Source organism: Natrialba sp. PRR66 (genome assembly GCF_034808065.1).
Taxonomy (GTDB): domain Archaea; phylum Halobacteriota; class Halobacteria; order Halobacteriales; family Natrialbaceae; genus Natrialba; species Natrialba aegyptia.
The window spans coordinates 405,745-421,205 of the sequence record NZ_JAXHGN010000003.1; the positions used below are offsets into that span (position 1 = coordinate 405,745).

14 protein-coding genes are annotated in these 15,461 nt (G+C 64.0%); 11 read left to right on the plus strand and 3 right to left on the minus strand.

All coding sequences use genetic code 11. The features are described from left to right. Positions 1-29 precede the first annotated feature (29 nt). The 5 genes from SM755_RS12460 to SM755_RS12480 all read left to right on the plus strand — a co-directional run bounded on the left by SM755_RS12460 (position 30) and on the right by SM755_RS12480 (position 4,793). Complete coding sequence (locus SM755_RS12460) at positions 30-602, plus strand: DUF6789 family protein (RefSeq protein ID WP_006665095.1); 573 nt, start codon at positions 30-32, stop codon at positions 600-602. Positions 603-763: 161 nt separating this feature from the next. Beyond that, the gene (locus SM755_RS12465) at positions 764-2,113 is read left to right on the plus strand and encodes an MmgE/PrpD family protein (RefSeq protein ID WP_323172940.1); all 1,350 of its coding nucleotides are present in this window, start codon (positions 764-766) and stop codon (positions 2,111-2,113) included. A 390-nt stretch (positions 2,114-2,503) separates the two neighbouring features. Continuing rightward, a complete protein-coding gene (locus tag SM755_RS12470) occupies positions 2,504-3,340 on the plus strand; it encodes a phosphosulfolactate synthase (RefSeq protein WP_323172941.1) in 837 nt (278 codons plus the stop codon). Between the two features lie 81 nt (positions 3,341-3,421). Continuing rightward, the gene (locus SM755_RS12475) at positions 3,422-4,372 is read left to right on the plus strand and encodes a metallophosphoesterase (protein WP_323172942.1); all 951 of its coding nucleotides are present in this window, start codon (positions 3,422-3,424) and stop codon (positions 4,370-4,372) included. A 76-nt stretch (positions 4,373-4,448) separates the two neighbouring features. After that, positions 4,449-4,793: a hypothetical protein gene (locus SM755_RS12480; RefSeq protein WP_323172943.1), complete on the plus strand. Its 345-nt coding sequence runs from the start codon at positions 4,449-4,451 to the stop codon at positions 4,791-4,793. Between the two features lie 101 nt (positions 4,794-4,894). On the opposite strand, the gene SM755_RS12485 is transcribed toward SM755_RS12480, so the two are convergent. Next, positions 4,895-5,113 (minus strand): hypothetical protein, encoded by a 219-nt coding sequence (locus tag SM755_RS12485; protein WP_323172944.1) that lies wholly within the window; start codon positions 5,111-5,113, stop codon positions 4,895-4,897. Positions 5,114-5,259: 146 nt separating this feature from the next. Beyond that, on the minus strand, positions 5,260-7,563 hold the full coding sequence (locus SM755_RS12490; protein WP_323172945.1) for a PAS domain S-box protein: 2,304 nt from the start codon (positions 7,561-7,563) through the stop codon (positions 5,260-5,262). Between the two features lie 214 nt (positions 7,564-7,777). On the opposite strand from SM755_RS12490, the gene SM755_RS12495 reads away from it, so the two are divergent. From SM755_RS12495 to SM755_RS12515, 5 genes are all read left to right on the plus strand, one after another. Continuing rightward, on the plus strand, positions 7,778-9,862 hold the full coding sequence (locus SM755_RS12495) for a helix-hairpin-helix domain-containing protein (RefSeq protein ID WP_323172946.1): 2,085 nt from the start codon (positions 7,778-7,780) through the stop codon (positions 9,860-9,862). A gap of 151 nt (positions 9,863-10,013) precedes the next feature. Further along, positions 10,014-11,144: an ORC1-type DNA replication protein gene (locus SM755_RS12500; RefSeq protein ID WP_323172947.1), complete on the plus strand. Its 1,131-nt coding sequence runs from the start codon at positions 10,014-10,016 to the stop codon at positions 11,142-11,144. A gap of 113 nt (positions 11,145-11,257) precedes the next feature. Next, positions 11,258-11,653: a DUF2267 domain-containing protein gene (locus SM755_RS12505; protein WP_323172948.1), complete on the plus strand. Its 396-nt coding sequence runs from the start codon at positions 11,258-11,260 to the stop codon at positions 11,651-11,653. A 79-nt stretch (positions 11,654-11,732) separates the two neighbouring features. Beyond that, complete coding sequence (locus SM755_RS12510; RefSeq protein WP_323172949.1) at positions 11,733-12,149, plus strand: DUF2267 domain-containing protein; 417 nt, start codon at positions 11,733-11,735, stop codon at positions 12,147-12,149. Between the two features lie 191 nt (positions 12,150-12,340). Beyond that, positions 12,341-12,754, plus strand: coding sequence for a GNAT family N-acetyltransferase (locus tag SM755_RS12515; RefSeq protein WP_323172950.1), 414 nt, complete (start codon positions 12,341-12,343; stop codon positions 12,752-12,754). Between the two features lie 63 nt (positions 12,755-12,817). Here the strand turns inward: SM755_RS12515 and SM755_RS12520 are convergent, their stop codons facing one another. Next, positions 12,818-13,084 (minus strand): hypothetical protein, encoded by a 267-nt coding sequence (locus tag SM755_RS12520; protein ID WP_323172951.1) that lies wholly within the window; start codon positions 13,082-13,084, stop codon positions 12,818-12,820. A 217-nt stretch (positions 13,085-13,301) separates the two neighbouring features. On the opposite strand from SM755_RS12520, the gene uvrB reads away from it, so the two are divergent. After that, on the plus strand, positions 13,302-15,359 hold the full coding sequence (uvrB, locus tag SM755_RS12525) for an excinuclease ABC subunit UvrB (RefSeq protein ID WP_323172952.1): 2,058 nt from the start codon (positions 13,302-13,304) through the stop codon (positions 15,357-15,359). Positions 15,360-15,461: the final 102 nt, after the last annotated feature.

Below are 15,461 nucleotides of genomic sequence, written 5' to 3' on the forward strand. Positions count from 1 at the left end.
AACTCCCAGTGGTAGCGTCTCAAACCCCCATGTCAGTATTCGATCGGTTACAGCAGTTCGGGTCGGATTCGTCGGCACCGAAGCGTTCCGAATCGGTAACCGACAAGTCGCGTCTCGCACACGCCGGCGGTGCCGCAGTTCGCGGGCTTCAAGCCGGTTTCGTCGCGACGCTCATCATGACGGCGTTTCGGCTTCCAATCTTGCGCTCGCTGCCACCGTCCGCCAACTTCTGGGCGCAGTACGTCTCCGGCGGCGACCCCGATGACCATCCGATCGCCGGCATCGCCTTGCATCTCCTCTACGGCGTCCAGGCCGGTGCCGTGTTCGGCGCGCTCTTCGCTCTCCAGGACGCCGAAGAGTCGATCGAACCGGAGCAACGCGGCCTCGTCTGGGGAACCGTCTTCGGGATGGCTCTCTCCGCGTTCGGCTCTCAGATCATGCTGAAGGAACTGCTCGACATCCGACTCGATACCGACGAACTCGCGCTGTTTCATGCCGGCCACCTCGTCTACGGCCTCGCCCTGGGGGCCTGGGTCGGCTCGCGCACGGAAGGCGTTCAGGACCCGGACCGGGAGTACGGGTACAACGACGACGATCCCTGACCGGGAACCCGGTTACCCGGTTAGACGCCCCGTCGAGCTATCGAACGCGCGTCTCCTGTTCGGGATGACCGGGCCACTCGCGATCGACGATAGCATCGACGCTGATCGCTACCCGTGCCGACCACGCCAAGACGTTTGGCGGTCGTCGTGGTACCGGCCGTATGACGACCGTACTCGAACTCGCCGAGTTCGTTCAGGAAACTGACTACGATGACCTCTCCCCGGACGTTCGCGACGCGCTCAAACGACGGCTTTTCGACGCGGTCGGGATCGCTATCCCCGCCGAAGTCGCCGGTCCGCCACAGGCCGTCTTCCGGACGGTCACGGCGCTCGAGGACGACGGTCCCTGTACGCTCTGGGGCCGCGAGCGAACCGCGTCTCCGGTCGGCGCGGCGATGCACAACACGGCGCTCGTTCGCTACCTCGACTACATGGACTCCTTTCTCGCGCCCGGCGAGACGCCACACCCGAGCGACAACGTCGCGGCCGTCGTCGCCGCCGCCGAGTTCGCCGACCACTCCGGCACCGACCTGCTCGCCGGCCTCGCGGTCGCCTACGAGATCCAGGCCGAACTCGCCTGGAACGCGCCAGTCCGCGAGCGGGGATTCGATCACGTCACCCACACCGTCGTCTCGGCCGCCGCCGGCGCGTCGAAGGTACTCGAACTCAATCTCGAGGAAACACGGAGTGCGATCGCCATTGCCGCGACAGGTCACAACGCCCTTCGCGTGACCCGTACCGGCGAGATCAACGAGTGGAAGGGGCTCGCGTCGGCCAACGCCGCTCGCAACGCGGTTTACGCGGCGATGCTCGCGAAACATGGGGTGGCCGGCCCGCGGAACGTCTTCGAGGGGCAGAAAGGGTGGCAGGACGTGATCTCGGGGCCGTTCGAAGTCGAACTGACGCCGGGCGAACGAGTTCACGACGTGATGACGAAACGGTACGTCGCCGAGACCTACGCCCAGTCCGCGGTCGAAGGCGTCGTCGAACTCGCCGAGCGCGAGGAGCTCGATCCGACGGCGGTCGCCGGCATCAAACTCGAGACGTTCGGCGGCGCGAAGCTCATCATCGGCGGCGGCGAGGGCAACCGCTACGAGGTCGCCAATCGAGCGCAGGCGGACCACTCGCTGCCGTACATGCTCGCCGTCGCGTTACTCGATCGCGACCTCTCGCTGGCGCAGTACGAACCCGACCGCATCCGACGGAACGACATCCAGCAGTTGCTCCGGGTCGTCGACGTCTCCGAGGACCCCGACCTCACCGAACGCTTCGAAAACGGGGAGATGCCCGCCGTCATCGACGTCACGATGGACGACGGGACCACCTACCGGGTCGAGAAGGACGCCTTCCGGGGCCATCCAACCGATCCGATCGGGTGGGACGGCCTCACGGAAAAATTCGAGACGGTCACCGACGAGTTCATCGACGCCGAGCGTCGCGATGACATTCAGGAGTTGATTCGATCGATCGAAGACCACAGAGTGGCCGACCTGACGGCACTCCTCGCCTGACCGCGTTCGAACTCGTGCGAAAACGGCGATTCGTAGAGCTTCGTCCCGGTCAGTTGTATCGTCCTGCCAGCCAGAGCAGAACCAGGACCGTGCCAACCCAGATCGCCGTGATAGCGAGTCCAAATTGCGGACTTGTGAGCGGGAGACCATCTAAATATCCTGTAATCCGATTTATCGCCCATAAAATAATAAACAGGGAGACGGCGAACGCTATGATTCGGACCTCATAGTAAAACCAGGCCTTTAGGCCTTCTAGCGACGGCATAGTCCGAATTGCGTTTGGAACGGTATAGTCTTTCAGTCGCTTCCCCCACGGGGATCTATCACCGGCGGAGGAGTTCAATCGAGCGGCGTGACAGCGTTTTGGGCCTGCTCGTGGTCGGGCTCTCTATGGCCGACACAGACCGTGCGTTCGACTTCCTGCACGTCAACGAGCGCGAAGACAAACCCCGTGAGAACGGCATCACCGAGATCCGCGGCCCCTACTACGATCCGATGGGCCCGCGCGAACTGCGCGACATCCTGGAGACGATGGGCGCGTACGTCGACATCTACAAGTTCTCCGGCGGCTCGTTCGCGCTGATGCCCGAAGACGCTGTCCGAGAGCTGATCGAGGTCTGCCACGACCACGACGTGCTGGTCTCGACCGGCGGCTTCATCGAGAACGTTCTGATCCGCGACCACGACCGGGTCGAACGGTACATCGAGGAAGCCGCCGACCTCGGCTTCGACATCGTCGAAATCTCGAGCGGCTTCCTCGCGATCGACGTCGACGACACGGTCGCACTCACCGAACTCGTCCAGGACCACGGCCTGCAGGCGAAACCCGAGATCAACGTCCAGTTCGGTGCCGGCGGCGCGTCGAGCGTCGAAGAACTCGAAAGCGAGTCCGCGATCGATCCGACGAGCGCGATCGAAGAGGGCAAACGACACCTGGAGGCCGGTGCGTACAAAGTTATGGTCGAATCCGAGGGGATCACCGAACGAGTTCGCGATTGGCGGACGGACGTCGCCTTCGAGATCGCGACCGAACTCGGGATCGAACACTGCGTCTTCGAGGCCGCCGATCCCGCGGTGTTCGAGTGGTACATCAAGCAGTTCGGACCGCGGGTGAACCTCTTCGTCGATAACTCCCAGATCGTCGAACTCGAGTGCATGCGCTCGGGGCTCTGGGGGAAGAAATCGACGTGGGGGCGGATCGCGAGCTACGACGGCGACGGTGGCTAACCGCGGCGGAGACCGTTCCCGTTCCGACGGCGAATGACGGTCTAGCGCTTACACGGCTCGTTGCCGTTGGGGACGATACCGATGCCAACTCGTCCGCATTCCGGACAGGTTCTCGCACGCCTCGAACGGCCAACGGCGACCGATCCGACCCGGCTCGGCGTCCTCTCGGACGTTCATCTCGCGACGGACGCAACGGGCACCTGGAAGGTCTTTCACCGCACGGAGCGCCGCCTCCGAGCCGCCGTCGACGCCGTCAACGACCGCGACTACGACGGCGTCGTCATCGCCGGCGACCTGACGCGAAACGGCAACCCCGACGAGTTCAGGTTGTTCGATGAACTCGCCGGGTTCGATCCGCCGGCGGTCGCCGTGCCCGGCAATCACGATTTCCCGACGGCGTTCGACGAGCACGACTCGCTGCCGATCGGGGCGTTCGAGGATCGATACACCCCCGGCGGGCTGCCGTTTCACGTCCGGTTCGGCGGCCTCGACGTGTTCGGGTTGAACAGCCACGCGGCGACGCCGGATGCGCCCGCGGAGACGTGGGATGGCCGCATCGACGCGGCGCAGTTGATGTGGCTCGACGAGGCGCTGTCCGAGTCCGAGTCTGCGTCCGCTGCCGATACGTCGATCGTCGTCGTCCACCACAACCTGCCCGCGACGGGTGCGCTCTATGAACGATACAGCGCTGAACTCCCCGTCGAGGGAAGCGTCCCCGGCTTCTCCAATCCGGAGCCGCTGGTCGACCTGCTCGTGAGCCACGACGTCTCTCTGGTCATCACCGGGCACCTCCACTTTCCCGCGCTCGAACGCGCCGACGGCATCACGGAGCTTACCGTCCCCGCCGTCTCCTCGTTTCCACACGCGCTCGTTGAACTCGCTGTCGACGAACGCGGGACGGTCGTGAGACTGATTCCGCTCACCGATAGCGACGGCATGGTTGAATCGATCGCCCACGGCCTCGAGAAGGACCGCGTCCTCCTGTCGGCGGCGCAGTTGGCGACGCTTCCGCTCGTCGACGATTTCGTTTGAGCCGTCGCCGGCTGCACTCGGCGTCGTTGCCACTGCAGGGGCGACATCGATGGACGCCGCGCGCGTCGGTTCGAATATGACCGAGTACGAACTGCACGACCCCGAGTTCAGTGGGACGACGACCGACGAGTGGTCCGAGCCCCAACTCGAGGACTTCGAGACCGACGACCTGGGCGACGTCGCCGATCACTTTTTGCTCTCGGCGACCGGCTTTCCGCCGGCAAATTTCACCGACCTGAAGCTCCCCGTCGTCGATCCGAGCGGGCAGTTGAACCGGAACGCCCTCCAGACGGCGAAAAGCGGCGGTCACGGCGTCGGTGCGGTTTCGGACCTCGACGATGACGTACAGGCAGAAACGGAATCGCTACTCGACGACCTGGCGAACGACCACTTCGACGATGCCGACTTTGGCGGGGAGTAGTACTGTCGAATACCGATTTTGGCGAGAAGTACTGCTGTCGATGCGTGATAGTGCGTTTCGAGTGCTCGGTAAACGCTCAGGATGTACGCGATTTTTGATTTTTATCCCGAATCCGACGGGCTCCCACGACGGATCACGCTTGCGAGCCCCTGTGCGACCAGGCCGATAACTGCCCACTGCCAGGCGAGGACGGCGACACCGAGCAACAGGAGTGCACGGACGTTGTTGCCGTGGTTGAGCGCTCGCTTCATCTCGAGCAGCACCGAGGCAACGGTGAGCGACCGAGTCACTTTCGAACCGAGAAGACGCTTGAATACCATACTCGTGGTTGGAATGCTGATCGGATAACGAGTCACCCGGATCGCGCAAGCCCTCTCGGCGGGTGACGCCGCATCCCGGCGCGATCACGAGCCTTCTACCCGCATCCCGGCACGATCACGAGCCTTCTACCCGCATCCCGGCGCGATCACGAGCCTTCTACCGCCGGCAGCGTGAACGAAAACGTTGCTCCCGCTCCCGGTTCAGAGTCAACCCATATTTCGCCGCCGTGGCGCTCGATGATCCGCTGGCACAGCGCGAGTCCGATCCCCGTCCCGGGGTGGTCTTCGCGGGTGTGCAACCGCTCGAACACTTCGAACACCCGGTCCTGCTCGTCCGCTTCGATACCGATCCCCTCGTCGCAAACCGAAATCACCCACTCCTGGCGTTGGTCAGACGTGCACCGGTCGGCGTCGATGTGCACTCGTGGTCGGTCGTCTCCGCTGTACTCGATGGCGTTGCCCAACAGGTTCTGGAAGACCTGCCGCAACTGGTCGGCATCTCCCTCGACCCGCGGCAGATCGACGGCCGTAATCTCGGCGTTCGTTTCCTCGATCTGGACCCGTATATCCTGGCGGGCGTCCGCGAGAATGTCGTCGAGTGCGACTGGCTCGAGCGGTTCACCGCGGGTCTCGACCCGAGAGTACGTGAGCAGCGCCTCGATCATCTTTCGCATTCGGTCCGCGCCGTCGATGGCGAACTCGAGGAACTCTTCGCCGTCCTCGTCGAACGCGTCGCCGTAGCGGTGTTCGATGAGTTGCAGGTAGCTCGAGACCATCCGGAGCGGTTCCTGCAGGTCGTGCGAGGCGGCATAGGCGAACTGTTCCAGCCGTTTGTTCGACTCTTCGAGTTGTGCGATTGTCTCCTCGAGTTTCCGCTGGTTCTCCTTTCGTTCGGTGATGTCGTGGGCCATCGTCACGCCAGCGAAGACGTTTCCTTCGTTGTCGGTGACGGGGACCGCGTATATGATCCACTCCCTCCCGTCGTGCCAGAGTTCGACCGAGCGCCTCTCGCCGTTTAACGCGGCGCGGAGGATCGGTTCGAGGTCGTCGCGCGTTTCCGCCGACCAGGCGTCGTAAAAGTTAGCGCCCTCGACGTCGCTCGGCTCTTCGTCGACCCTCTCGAAGCCCTGTCCCGCCGCGAGCGTGTAGTCGAGGGTGTGATCGTACAGGGTGACGATTCCGTTCGGGAAGTACTCCGCGATCGTTCGGTAGCGCTGTTCGGATTCTTCTAAGGCCTGTTCGCGGCGCTTTCGTTCGGTCACGTCGCGGAAGTACACCGAGATCCCCGTCTCGGACGGATAGAGGTTCGCCTCGACCCAGAACCCGAGATGATCGTAGTAGAGTTCGTAGCTGGTCGCGACCTGCTCGTCCCGAGCGGTGTGAAAGGCGTCCCAGACCTCGTCGATCTCGGCGGACGAAGGGAAGACGTCCCAGAGCTTCTCGCCGAGGATGTCTTCTTCCGGATAGCCGAGCAACTCCTCGGCGCGCTCGTTGACGAGCGTGAATCTGAACTCCTCGTCGACCGCGTACAGCGCGTCGGAAATACGATCGAAGATCCGCTGGAGCTCGCTCTTGAGTTCCATCTCGCGTTTCCGCCGGTCGGTCATGTCGCGGGTGACTTTCAGATAGCCCTGGTGGGTACCGTCCTCGTCCCAGACGGGCGTGATCGTGACGTTCGCCCAGAATCGCGTGCCGTCCTTTCTGATTCGCCAGCCTTCGTCCTCGACGGAACCGTTCTCCATCGCGGCCTCGAGGTTTCGCTCGGGGACGTTTGTCTCCCGATCCTCCGCAGTGTAGAACGTCGAGAAGTGGTTTCCGATGATTTCGGCGCGATCGTACCCTTTGATCCGTTTTGCACCCCGGTTCCAGGTGGTGACGTATCCGTCCTCGTCCAGCCGGAAAATCGCGTAGTCTTCGACCGCATCGACGAGCGACTGGAACGCTTCCTGGCTCTCTCCGATCCCCCGTTCGGATCGCTCTTGGTCGGCGGTGTCATCACTCGCCGCTGCCGATTCGGACGAGTTCACCCGTTGTGTCGTCTCCGAACGCTTTCGAACGACGCCGATGATTCCGCGAAACGAACCGTCCTCGTCGATCCCCGTCAGCCGGAATTCACAGGGGATTACGGTTCCAGTAGCCGTCTGAACGTCCAGTTCCAACGGGGTAACCGCAGCAGTATCGGCCGCCGCCTGGCCGGCGATCTTCCGTTCGATCGTTTCGGTGTCGGTCTCGTCGAGAATTACAGAGACGTGTTCGCCGCGGAGTTCGGCATCGGTATATCCAGTGAGTTCGACAATACTGTCGTTGACCGCAACGAACTGTCCTGCTGTATCGAGTTGACAAATACCGTCGTCGATCGCAGTTACGAGCGCCCGATATCGCGTGAGTGCACCGTCGTCATCGAGATCCCCCCAAAGCGATTGCGTCGTCCTATCCTGTCGGCTACCCATATCTTTCTGATGGGGTTTGAACGGGATAAATCTCCTGCCGACTCGTGGTACTTACTCACATCGGTGTCGATACCGATTGGACGGAGTCGTGATATATCACCGGTCGACTAGCCTTCCTTCTCCGTCCGCGCCCGTGATCAATGGTAGCACAGCAATCGAAGGGCCGGGGCGGGAGCTTTTTCTCGCTCCGGTTTGATACGACCGTCGAGAAGCAATGGACCTCGAGTCGATCCCGGGCGTCGGCGAGAAGACCGCTCGGGCACTGTCGGAACTCGACGACCCCGAGCAGGCGCTTCGCGCGGGCGACGTCGCGGCGCTCGCTACCGCACCCGGGATCAGTCAGGGACGGGCCGCCCGCATCGCTCGCGGTGCGATTCGCCACGACCACGACGACCCCGGCGGCTTCCTCGCGACCGACCGCGCGCGAGAGATCTACCGCGAGGTCCTCTCACTGCTCACGGAACGGACCGTCACCGACTACGCCGCCCAGCGCGTGGAGACGTTCTACCCGAGTTCACAACGCTCGCGCATCGAGCAGGTCCAGGCGTTCGCCCGCGAGGCGATCACTCGCGAGCCGTCCCCCGCTGTACTCGATGCGCTCGAGGGCGTCGAACCGCTCGCAACTCCGGGCGACGTTCGCGTTCGCGAGCGCTGTCTGGCGACGACCGACGCCGAGCGCTACGCCGCGGCCCGCGAGGCGATCCCCGAACTCTCCGTCGAAGTCGTCGAGGACGCCCAGGGCCTGGCCGAACTCGCCCGCGGCTACTCGACCGTCATCGCGCTCGACGAATCCTTCGCGGGCGTCACCGTCGAGGGCGACGTCCAGGTTCGACCCGACGCCCTGGAGCAGCCGGCCGAAATCGTCCCCGAGCGGCCGCTCTCGTTCTTCGCCCGCAATCGCGACCGGATCACCGCCGCCATCGCGGTCCACCGGGCCGCCGATCTCGACCCACCGTCCGACTGCGACATCGACGCCCTCGAAGACGGCCTCTCGCGGCTCGAGGCGGACGGCACCGTCGCCGGCGACGACGAACTCGACCGACTGACGGTCGCCGTCGACGACCTGGACGCGGCTGTCGGCACGGCCGAAACCGTCGCGAACGACCACCTCCGCGAGGCGATCCGCGAGGAGGACGTGACCATCGAGGGGTCGGACCTCCTCTCGCTCGTCGAACGCGGCGCCGGCGTCGACTCGCTGCTCTCCCGGGAACTGGCCGACGAGTTCGCCGCGGCCGTCGCGGCCGCCCGCGAGCACCTGATCGACGCGCTCGACCTCGATTCGGGCGAGGCCGAGGTCGCGAGACGGGTCTTCGGCGACGAACCGACGTTTCCGGTCGAGCGCGACGAGGACGCGACCACCCGGTTACGCGAGGAACTCACCGCGGCCAAGGAGCGTCGCGCGGGCAAACTCAAGCGCGACCTCGCGGCCGATCTCGCCGACCAGCGTGCCGGCGCGCGCGACCTCGCCCGGAACGCGCTCGAACTCGATGTCGAACTCGCGGTCGCCCGATTCGCCGACGAGTTCGGCTGCACGATGCCGACGTTCGTCTGGGGGGCGGACAGCGCCGACGAGAGAGCGGCGGGATTCGACATCGAGGCCGGCCGCTCCCCGCTGCTCGACGAGTCGCTCGCGGACATCGATCCAGTCGACTACGACGTGTCGGGCGTTACGCTCCTCTCCGGCGTCAACAGCGGCGGGAAGACCTCGCTGCTCGACCTGGTTGCGAGCGTCGTCGTCCTCGCACACATGGGACTGCCCGTCCCCGCCGAGCACGCTCGCCTGCGGCGATTCGACGACCTGCACTACCACGCCAAAACGCAGGGCACGCTGGACGCCGGCGCGTTCGAGTCTACCGTCCGCGAGTTCGCCGACCTCGCCCAGGGCGGCGAGGGCTCGCTCGTACTCGTGGACGAACTCGAGAGTATCACCGAACCCGGCGCGTCGGCGAAGATCATCGCCGGCATCCTCGAAGCGCTGGCGGCGAACGGCGCGACGGCCGTCTTCGTCTCCCACCTGGCGGACGAAATCCGCGAGATGGCCGGCTTCGACGTCACCGTCGACGGCATCGAGGCCGTCGGCCTGGTCGACGGTGAACTCGAGGTGAACCGCTCGCCGGTGAAGGACCACCTCGCGCGGTCGACGCCGGAGTTGATCGTCGAGAAGTTGGCGACGGAGGCGGGTGCGGCCGGCACGGACGCGGCGGGCGGAACGGCGGCCGAGTCCGCCCGCACAAACGGCGGCACCGAAACGGTCTCTGAGCCGCAGTTCTACACGAGGTTACTCGAGAAGTTCGAGTGAACCGCGGGCGGGCGCACCGACGGTCGCCGGTGGGAACCGACCGTTTCGGGATCACCGATCGGCGGTCGGTCGGAAGAAACTGCCACGTCGAGCGGGTCAGAATACGATACACGGCAAACAACTAAGTAACTCGGACAGCGTGGTGAAAGTGATGCCAGACGACCCCGAAGAGGGGATGCTGTCGTGGGACGAGTCCGTGTTCAGAGACGAGCACGTCTTCGAAATCGACTACGTCCCCGAGACGTTCAAACACCGAGCAGGCCAGATGCGAAACCTGACGTACGCGCTTCGCCCCGCCGTACGCGGTTCGCGTCCCCTCAACGTCATGGTCCGCGGGCCGCCTGGAACCGGCAAGACGACGGCCATCCAGAAGCTCTTCGACGAGGTCGGTGCCCAGACCAGCGACGTTCGAACGATCCGCGTCAACTGCCAGGTCAACGCCACCCGCTACTCGGTGTTCTCGCGCCTGTTCGAGGGTACCTTCGACTACGAACCTCCCTCCTCGGGAATCTCGTTCAAGAAACTCTTCGGCCAGATCGCCGAGAAACTCGTCGAAGATGACCGCGTCCTCGTCGTCGCCCTCGACGACGTCAACTACCTCTTCTACGAAAACGAGGCGTCGGACACCCTCTACTCGCTCCTTCGCGCCCACGAGGAGTACCCCGGCGCGAAGATCGGCGTCATCGTCGTCTCTTCCGACCCCGCGCTCGATGTCATCGACGAACTCGACTCGCGCGTCCAGAGCGTCTTCCGCCCCGAAGACGTCTACTTCCCCGTCTATGACAGCCCCGAAATCGTCGACATCCTCGACGAACGCGTCACGCGGGGCTTCCACGACGGCGTCATCGCCCGCGACACGCTCGAACACGTCGCCGATCTCACCGCCGACAGCGGCGACCTCCGCGTCGGCATCGACCTCCTGCGCCGGGCCGGACTCAACGCCGAAATGCGCGCCAGCCGCACCGTCGAACGCCAGGACGTCGACGAAGCCTACGAACAGTCGAAGTACGTCAACCTCTCGCGCTCGCTGTCCGGACTCACCGACACCGAACGGACGCTCATCGAAGTCATCGCCAACCACGACGGCGAGCAGGCCGGCGCGGTCTACGAGGCCTTCCGCGACCAAACTGAACTCGGCTACACCCGCTACTCCGAAATCGTCAACAAACTCGACCAGCTCGGCCTGATCGACGCCGAATACACGGAGGTAGACGGACGCGGTCGGTCGCGGTCGCTGTCGCTGTCCTACGAAAAAGAGGCTGTATTAGATCGACTCGAGTGACCCTCGCGCAGTAGTGCCGACGAGACACAGTAGTCGACCGCAGGACCCCCTCGAAGACGCCGGCCGGCAATCGCCGGCCCAACCGCCACGGCCAGTTCCGTCCAACGACCGATATGGAACGCCACGACTTCTACCAGGCCGTCCAACGACAGGCGGACCTCCCGCAAGAGGATGATGCACGCGTTGCAACACAGGCCGTCCTCTCGGCTCTCGGGGAACGACTGGACGAGACCCGCTCGCAGCATCTCGACGGACAGCTCCCCCACGAGATCGGTGACCACCTCACCGACGGTCCCTCGGGACGAAACCGCTCCTACGACGAGTTCATCGACAGCGTCGACGAACGGAGTAATCACGCCGACGCCGACGATCCCGACCGGCTCGCGAGGGTCGTCGTCGCGACGTTGCTCGAGCACGTCGACGACGAGCACCAAGCGGCGCTTCGGGAGCGTCTCGCTGAACTCGGGTACGAGTCGGTCGTACCGGAATCCGGCCCCGGTGCCGTGTGAGAGTGTTTTCCGCCCCAATCCGTCGGACCCGGCAGTTGCTGCCCGAACCGTGAGGGGCCGAGTCGCCGTTAGCAGGGACATGGAGCAATCAGTGTTATTCGAGACGGTGAGCGACCGGCTCGATACGGACGAGAAGGCAGCAAGTAACGCCACGCGGGCGGTGATAGAGACGCTCGGCGAGCGATTGAGCGCGGACGAGAGCGAGGAGCTGGCCGCACAGCTTCCGGGCGACCTCGGACGGCACCTTACCGAGGGAGAATCGGGCCAACGGTTCTCCGAGGAAGCGTTCGTCTCGCGGGTCGATCAGCGCATGGATACTGTCGACGTTCCGGCCCAGGACGCGACGACGAGCGTTCTGGGGGTAATTCTCGAGGCGGTCGACGAGCGGGATCGGGCGGCGGTCGTCGATCAGTTCCGTCAGTACGGGTTTGAAGAGTTGCTCGCGGAGACGGATGCGGCGGTCGACGTGGGCGAGCGGACGCCGGACGAGTATTGAGCGTGCTATCGTTCGGCTGTTGATTCTGGAATCCGTTGTCTCTCACTGCTCGGGATTCGCGCGTCTTCAGGCGCGAACGGATGGTCAATCGTCGGTCGGAACTGACACAGCGGTTTCTCGATCTCGGTTCCAACTGCCAATTGGTAACGTCCCTCGATTATATTTTTCACCGGTCACTCGTCACGGACAGCATGGAAATACGGGAGCTAACCGCCGAGGCGGAGCGTCGCGAAGCGGTTCCGATCCTCCGTCAATTATGGCGTGATACCGACCCGGCGGACGTGTTGGAATGGACGGCGGATGATGACTACCGCTTGTTTGGCGGGTTCGTCGCTGGCGAGGTAGTCGGCGTTGCGGGCGTTCTCGTTACGCACGTCCTCCATCACGCTCGCCACGCGTGGCTCTACGATCTCGTTGTCGACGAATCCCGGCGGGAGAACGGATACGGAACCGAACTGATCGCGTTCATCGAAGAGTGGGCGACGGAGAGCGGGTGTGAGTACGTCGCACTAGCGTCACCATCGGCGAAAGAGGCCGTTCACGAGTACTACGAAAACCGTAACTACGAGAAATGGGGTTACATCGTCGAGAAAGAACTCCACTGACACGCGCTACGCCCGCCGTTTCACCCCCGTCGGATAGCGCCGCGGTCTCAAGCCGTCGTCGACTCAGGCCTGGTCGATCGTCTCGCGATAGTCTTCGACCGTCTCGATAGCCGAGTCGACCTTCGCTTTGGTGTTGCCGTCGGCTCGCTCGCGGACCTGGCGGAGCGTATTGAGTCGCTCGTCGAGGAGGGCGTGATCGGGCTCCGTGTCGCCCATCACGTAGTCGGCGAACGCGTCGGTGGTCTCGCGGATGTCGTCCCGGACGTCGTCGTCGGCGGACTTCGCCGCCTCTTCGAGGTCGTCGCGGGCCGCCTGGAGTTGCTCTGTCATGGTTCGGTCCACAACGAGTCGGCTCATAACGGTTTGGCGAGCAGTCGCCACGTACGACTTGCTTCGCTGATAGTGTGGTGAGCCAGTGGCCGAGAGCTGTGAACTGACGCCGATGAGTGTGTCGTGCGGTCGCCGATCACAACCGCTCGGCCCGGACGTGACGCGCGTCTCGATCCGCATGCGAGCGCGTAAAGTGGTTCGAGTCCGTGTAACGGATATGAGTGATTCTCGAGGGCCACTCCAGCCGGACCGTCCCGATGTCGACCGGCCGTTCGCGGTCGACGCCCCGTTCGAACCCGCGGGTGACCAACCCGAGGCGATCGAGCAACTCGCCGACGGGTTCCGGTCGGACATGGAGAAACAGACGCTCCTCGGCGTCACGGGATCGGGGAAGACCAACACCGTTTCGTGGACCGTCGAGGAGATCCAGAAACCGACGCTGGTGATCGCCCACAACAAGACGCTCGCGGCGCAGTTATACGAAGAGTTCCGCAGCCTCTTTCCCGAAAACGCCGTCGAGTACTTCGTCTCCTACTACGACTACTACCAGCCGGAAGCCTACGTCGAACAAACGGACACCTATATCGACAAAGACGCCTCGATCAACGACGAGATCGACCGCCTGCGCCACTCCGCGACGCGCTCGCTGTTGACCCGCGAGGACGTGATCGTCGTCGCCTCGGTCTCCGCCATCTACGGCCTCGGCGACCCGCGAAACTACGTCGATATGTCGCTGCGACTCGAAGTCGGCGAGGAGATCGGCCGCGACGAGTTGCTCGCTCAACTCGTCGACCTGAACTACGAGCGCAACGACGTTGATTTCACGCAGGGGACGTTCCGCGTTCGCGGCGACACGATCGAGATCTATCCGATGTACGGCCGCTACGCCGTCCGCGTCGAACTCTGGGGTGACGAGATCGACCGCATGGTAAAGGTCGACCCGCTCGAGGGGGAGATGCAGGGCGAGCAGCAGGCCGTCCTCGTCCACCCGGCGGAGCACTACTCGATTCCCGAACCGAAACTCGAGCGCGCGATGGACGAGATCCGCGACGATCTCGACTCCCGTATTTCGTACTTCGAGCGCCAGGGCGACATGCTCGCCGCCCAGCGCATCGAGGAGCGGACGACGTTCGACCTCGAGATGATGCAGGAGACGGGCTACTGTTCGGGCATCGAGAACTACTCGGTCTACCTTTCGGATCGCGAATCCGGCGAAGCACCGTACACGCTGCTCGACTACTTCCCCGACGACTTCCTGACCGTCATCGACGAGTCCCACCAGACGATCCCGCAAATCCGCGGCCAGTACGCCGGCGACAAGTCCCGCAAGGACTCGCTCGTCGAGAACGGTTTTCGACTTCCAACCGCGTACGACAATCGTCCGCTCACCTTCGAGGAGTTCGAGGAGAAAACGGATCAGACGCTGTACGTCTCGGCGACGCCGAGCGACTACGAGCGCGACCACTCCGCGCGGATCGCCGAACAGATCGTTCGCCCGACCCACCTCGTCGACCCCGAGGTCTCCGTTTCGCCCGCGAGCGGCCAGGTCGACGATCTCATGGACCGCATCGACGAGCGGATCGAGCGCGACGAACGCACGCTCGTGACGACGCTTACGAAGCGGATGGCCGAGGACCTGACCGAGTATCTGGAGGAAGCCGGCGTCGACGTCGCGTACATGCACGACGAGACGGATACCCTGGAACGCCACGAGATCATCCGCTCGCTCCGACTGGGCGAGATCGACGTCCTCGTCGGCATCAACCTCCTGCGGGAAGGGTTAGACATCCCCGAAGTGAGCCTCGTCGCAATTCTCGATGCCGACCAGGAGGGGTTCCTGCGCAGCGAGACCACCCTCGTCCAGACGATGGGCCGGGCCGCCCGCAACGTCAACGGCGAGGTCGTCCTCTACGCCGACGACCCCTCGAACGCGATGGAATCCGCGATCGAGGAAACCAAGCGTCGCCGGCGCATCCAGCAGGCGTACAACGACGACCACGGCTTCGAACCGACCACCATCGACAAGGCCGTCAGCGAGACGACCCTCCCCGGCAGCAAAACCGATACCACCGAAATCTCCGGCCGCGAACTCGACGACGACGACGAGGCCGCCCGCTACATCGACGAACTCGAGACGCAGATGCAGGAAGCCGCGTCCAACCTCGAGTTCGAGTTGGCAGCCGACATTCGAGATCGCATTCGCGAGGTCCGCGAGGAATTCGAACTCGGGGCCGACGAGGACGAGGGAATCGCGCCGCCGACCGAGGAGTTCTGAATCGGTCGTCGGGGCTCGGCCGTGACTCGTCGCCGTTCGTTCCATTGGGTTTATTATTCGCTACTGAACGGTAGTGGGCATGCGCGTGTCGAGACGGCGGTA

What these genes read in the sequence shown, in the direction of transcription:
- SM755_RS12460 (WP_006665095.1), top strand. Translation starts at nt 30, where the DNA reads ATGTCAGTATTCGATCGGTTACAGCAGTTCGGGTCGGATTCGTCGGCA.
- SM755_RS12465 (WP_323172940.1), top strand. Translation starts at nt 764, where the DNA reads ATGACGACCGTACTCGAACTCGCCGAGTTCGTTCAGGAAACTGACTAC.
- SM755_RS12470 (WP_323172941.1), top strand. Translation starts at nt 2,504, where the DNA reads ATGGCCGACACAGACCGTGCGTTCGACTTCCTGCACGTCAACGAGCGC.
- SM755_RS12475 (WP_323172942.1), top strand. Translation starts at nt 3,422, where the DNA reads ATGCCAACTCGTCCGCATTCCGGACAGGTTCTCGCACGCCTCGAACGG.
- SM755_RS12480 (WP_323172943.1), top strand. Translation starts at nt 4,449, where the DNA reads ATGACCGAGTACGAACTGCACGACCCCGAGTTCAGTGGGACGACGACC.
- SM755_RS12485 (WP_323172944.1), bottom strand. Translation starts at nt 5,113, where the DNA reads ATGGTATTCAAGCGTCTTCTCGGTTCGAAAGTGACTCGGTCGCTCACC.
- SM755_RS12490 (WP_323172945.1), bottom strand. Translation starts at nt 7,563, where the DNA reads ATGGGTAGCCGACAGGATAGGACGACGCAATCGCTTTGGGGGGATCTC.
- SM755_RS12495 (WP_323172946.1), top strand. Translation starts at nt 7,778, where the DNA reads ATGGACCTCGAGTCGATCCCGGGCGTCGGCGAGAAGACCGCTCGGGCA.
- SM755_RS12500 (WP_323172947.1), top strand. Translation starts at nt 10,014, where the DNA reads ATGCCAGACGACCCCGAAGAGGGGATGCTGTCGTGGGACGAGTCCGTG.
- SM755_RS12505 (WP_323172948.1), top strand. Translation starts at nt 11,258, where the DNA reads ATGGAACGCCACGACTTCTACCAGGCCGTCCAACGACAGGCGGACCTC.
- SM755_RS12510 (WP_323172949.1), top strand. Translation starts at nt 11,733, where the DNA reads ATGGAGCAATCAGTGTTATTCGAGACGGTGAGCGACCGGCTCGATACG.
- SM755_RS12515 (WP_323172950.1), top strand. Translation starts at nt 12,341, where the DNA reads ATGGAAATACGGGAGCTAACCGCCGAGGCGGAGCGTCGCGAAGCGGTT.
- SM755_RS12520 (WP_323172951.1), bottom strand. Translation starts at nt 13,084, where the DNA reads ATGACAGAGCAACTCCAGGCGGCCCGCGACGACCTCGAAGAGGCGGCG.
- uvrB (WP_323172952.1), top strand. Translation starts at nt 13,302, where the DNA reads ATGAGTGATTCTCGAGGGCCACTCCAGCCGGACCGTCCCGATGTCGAC.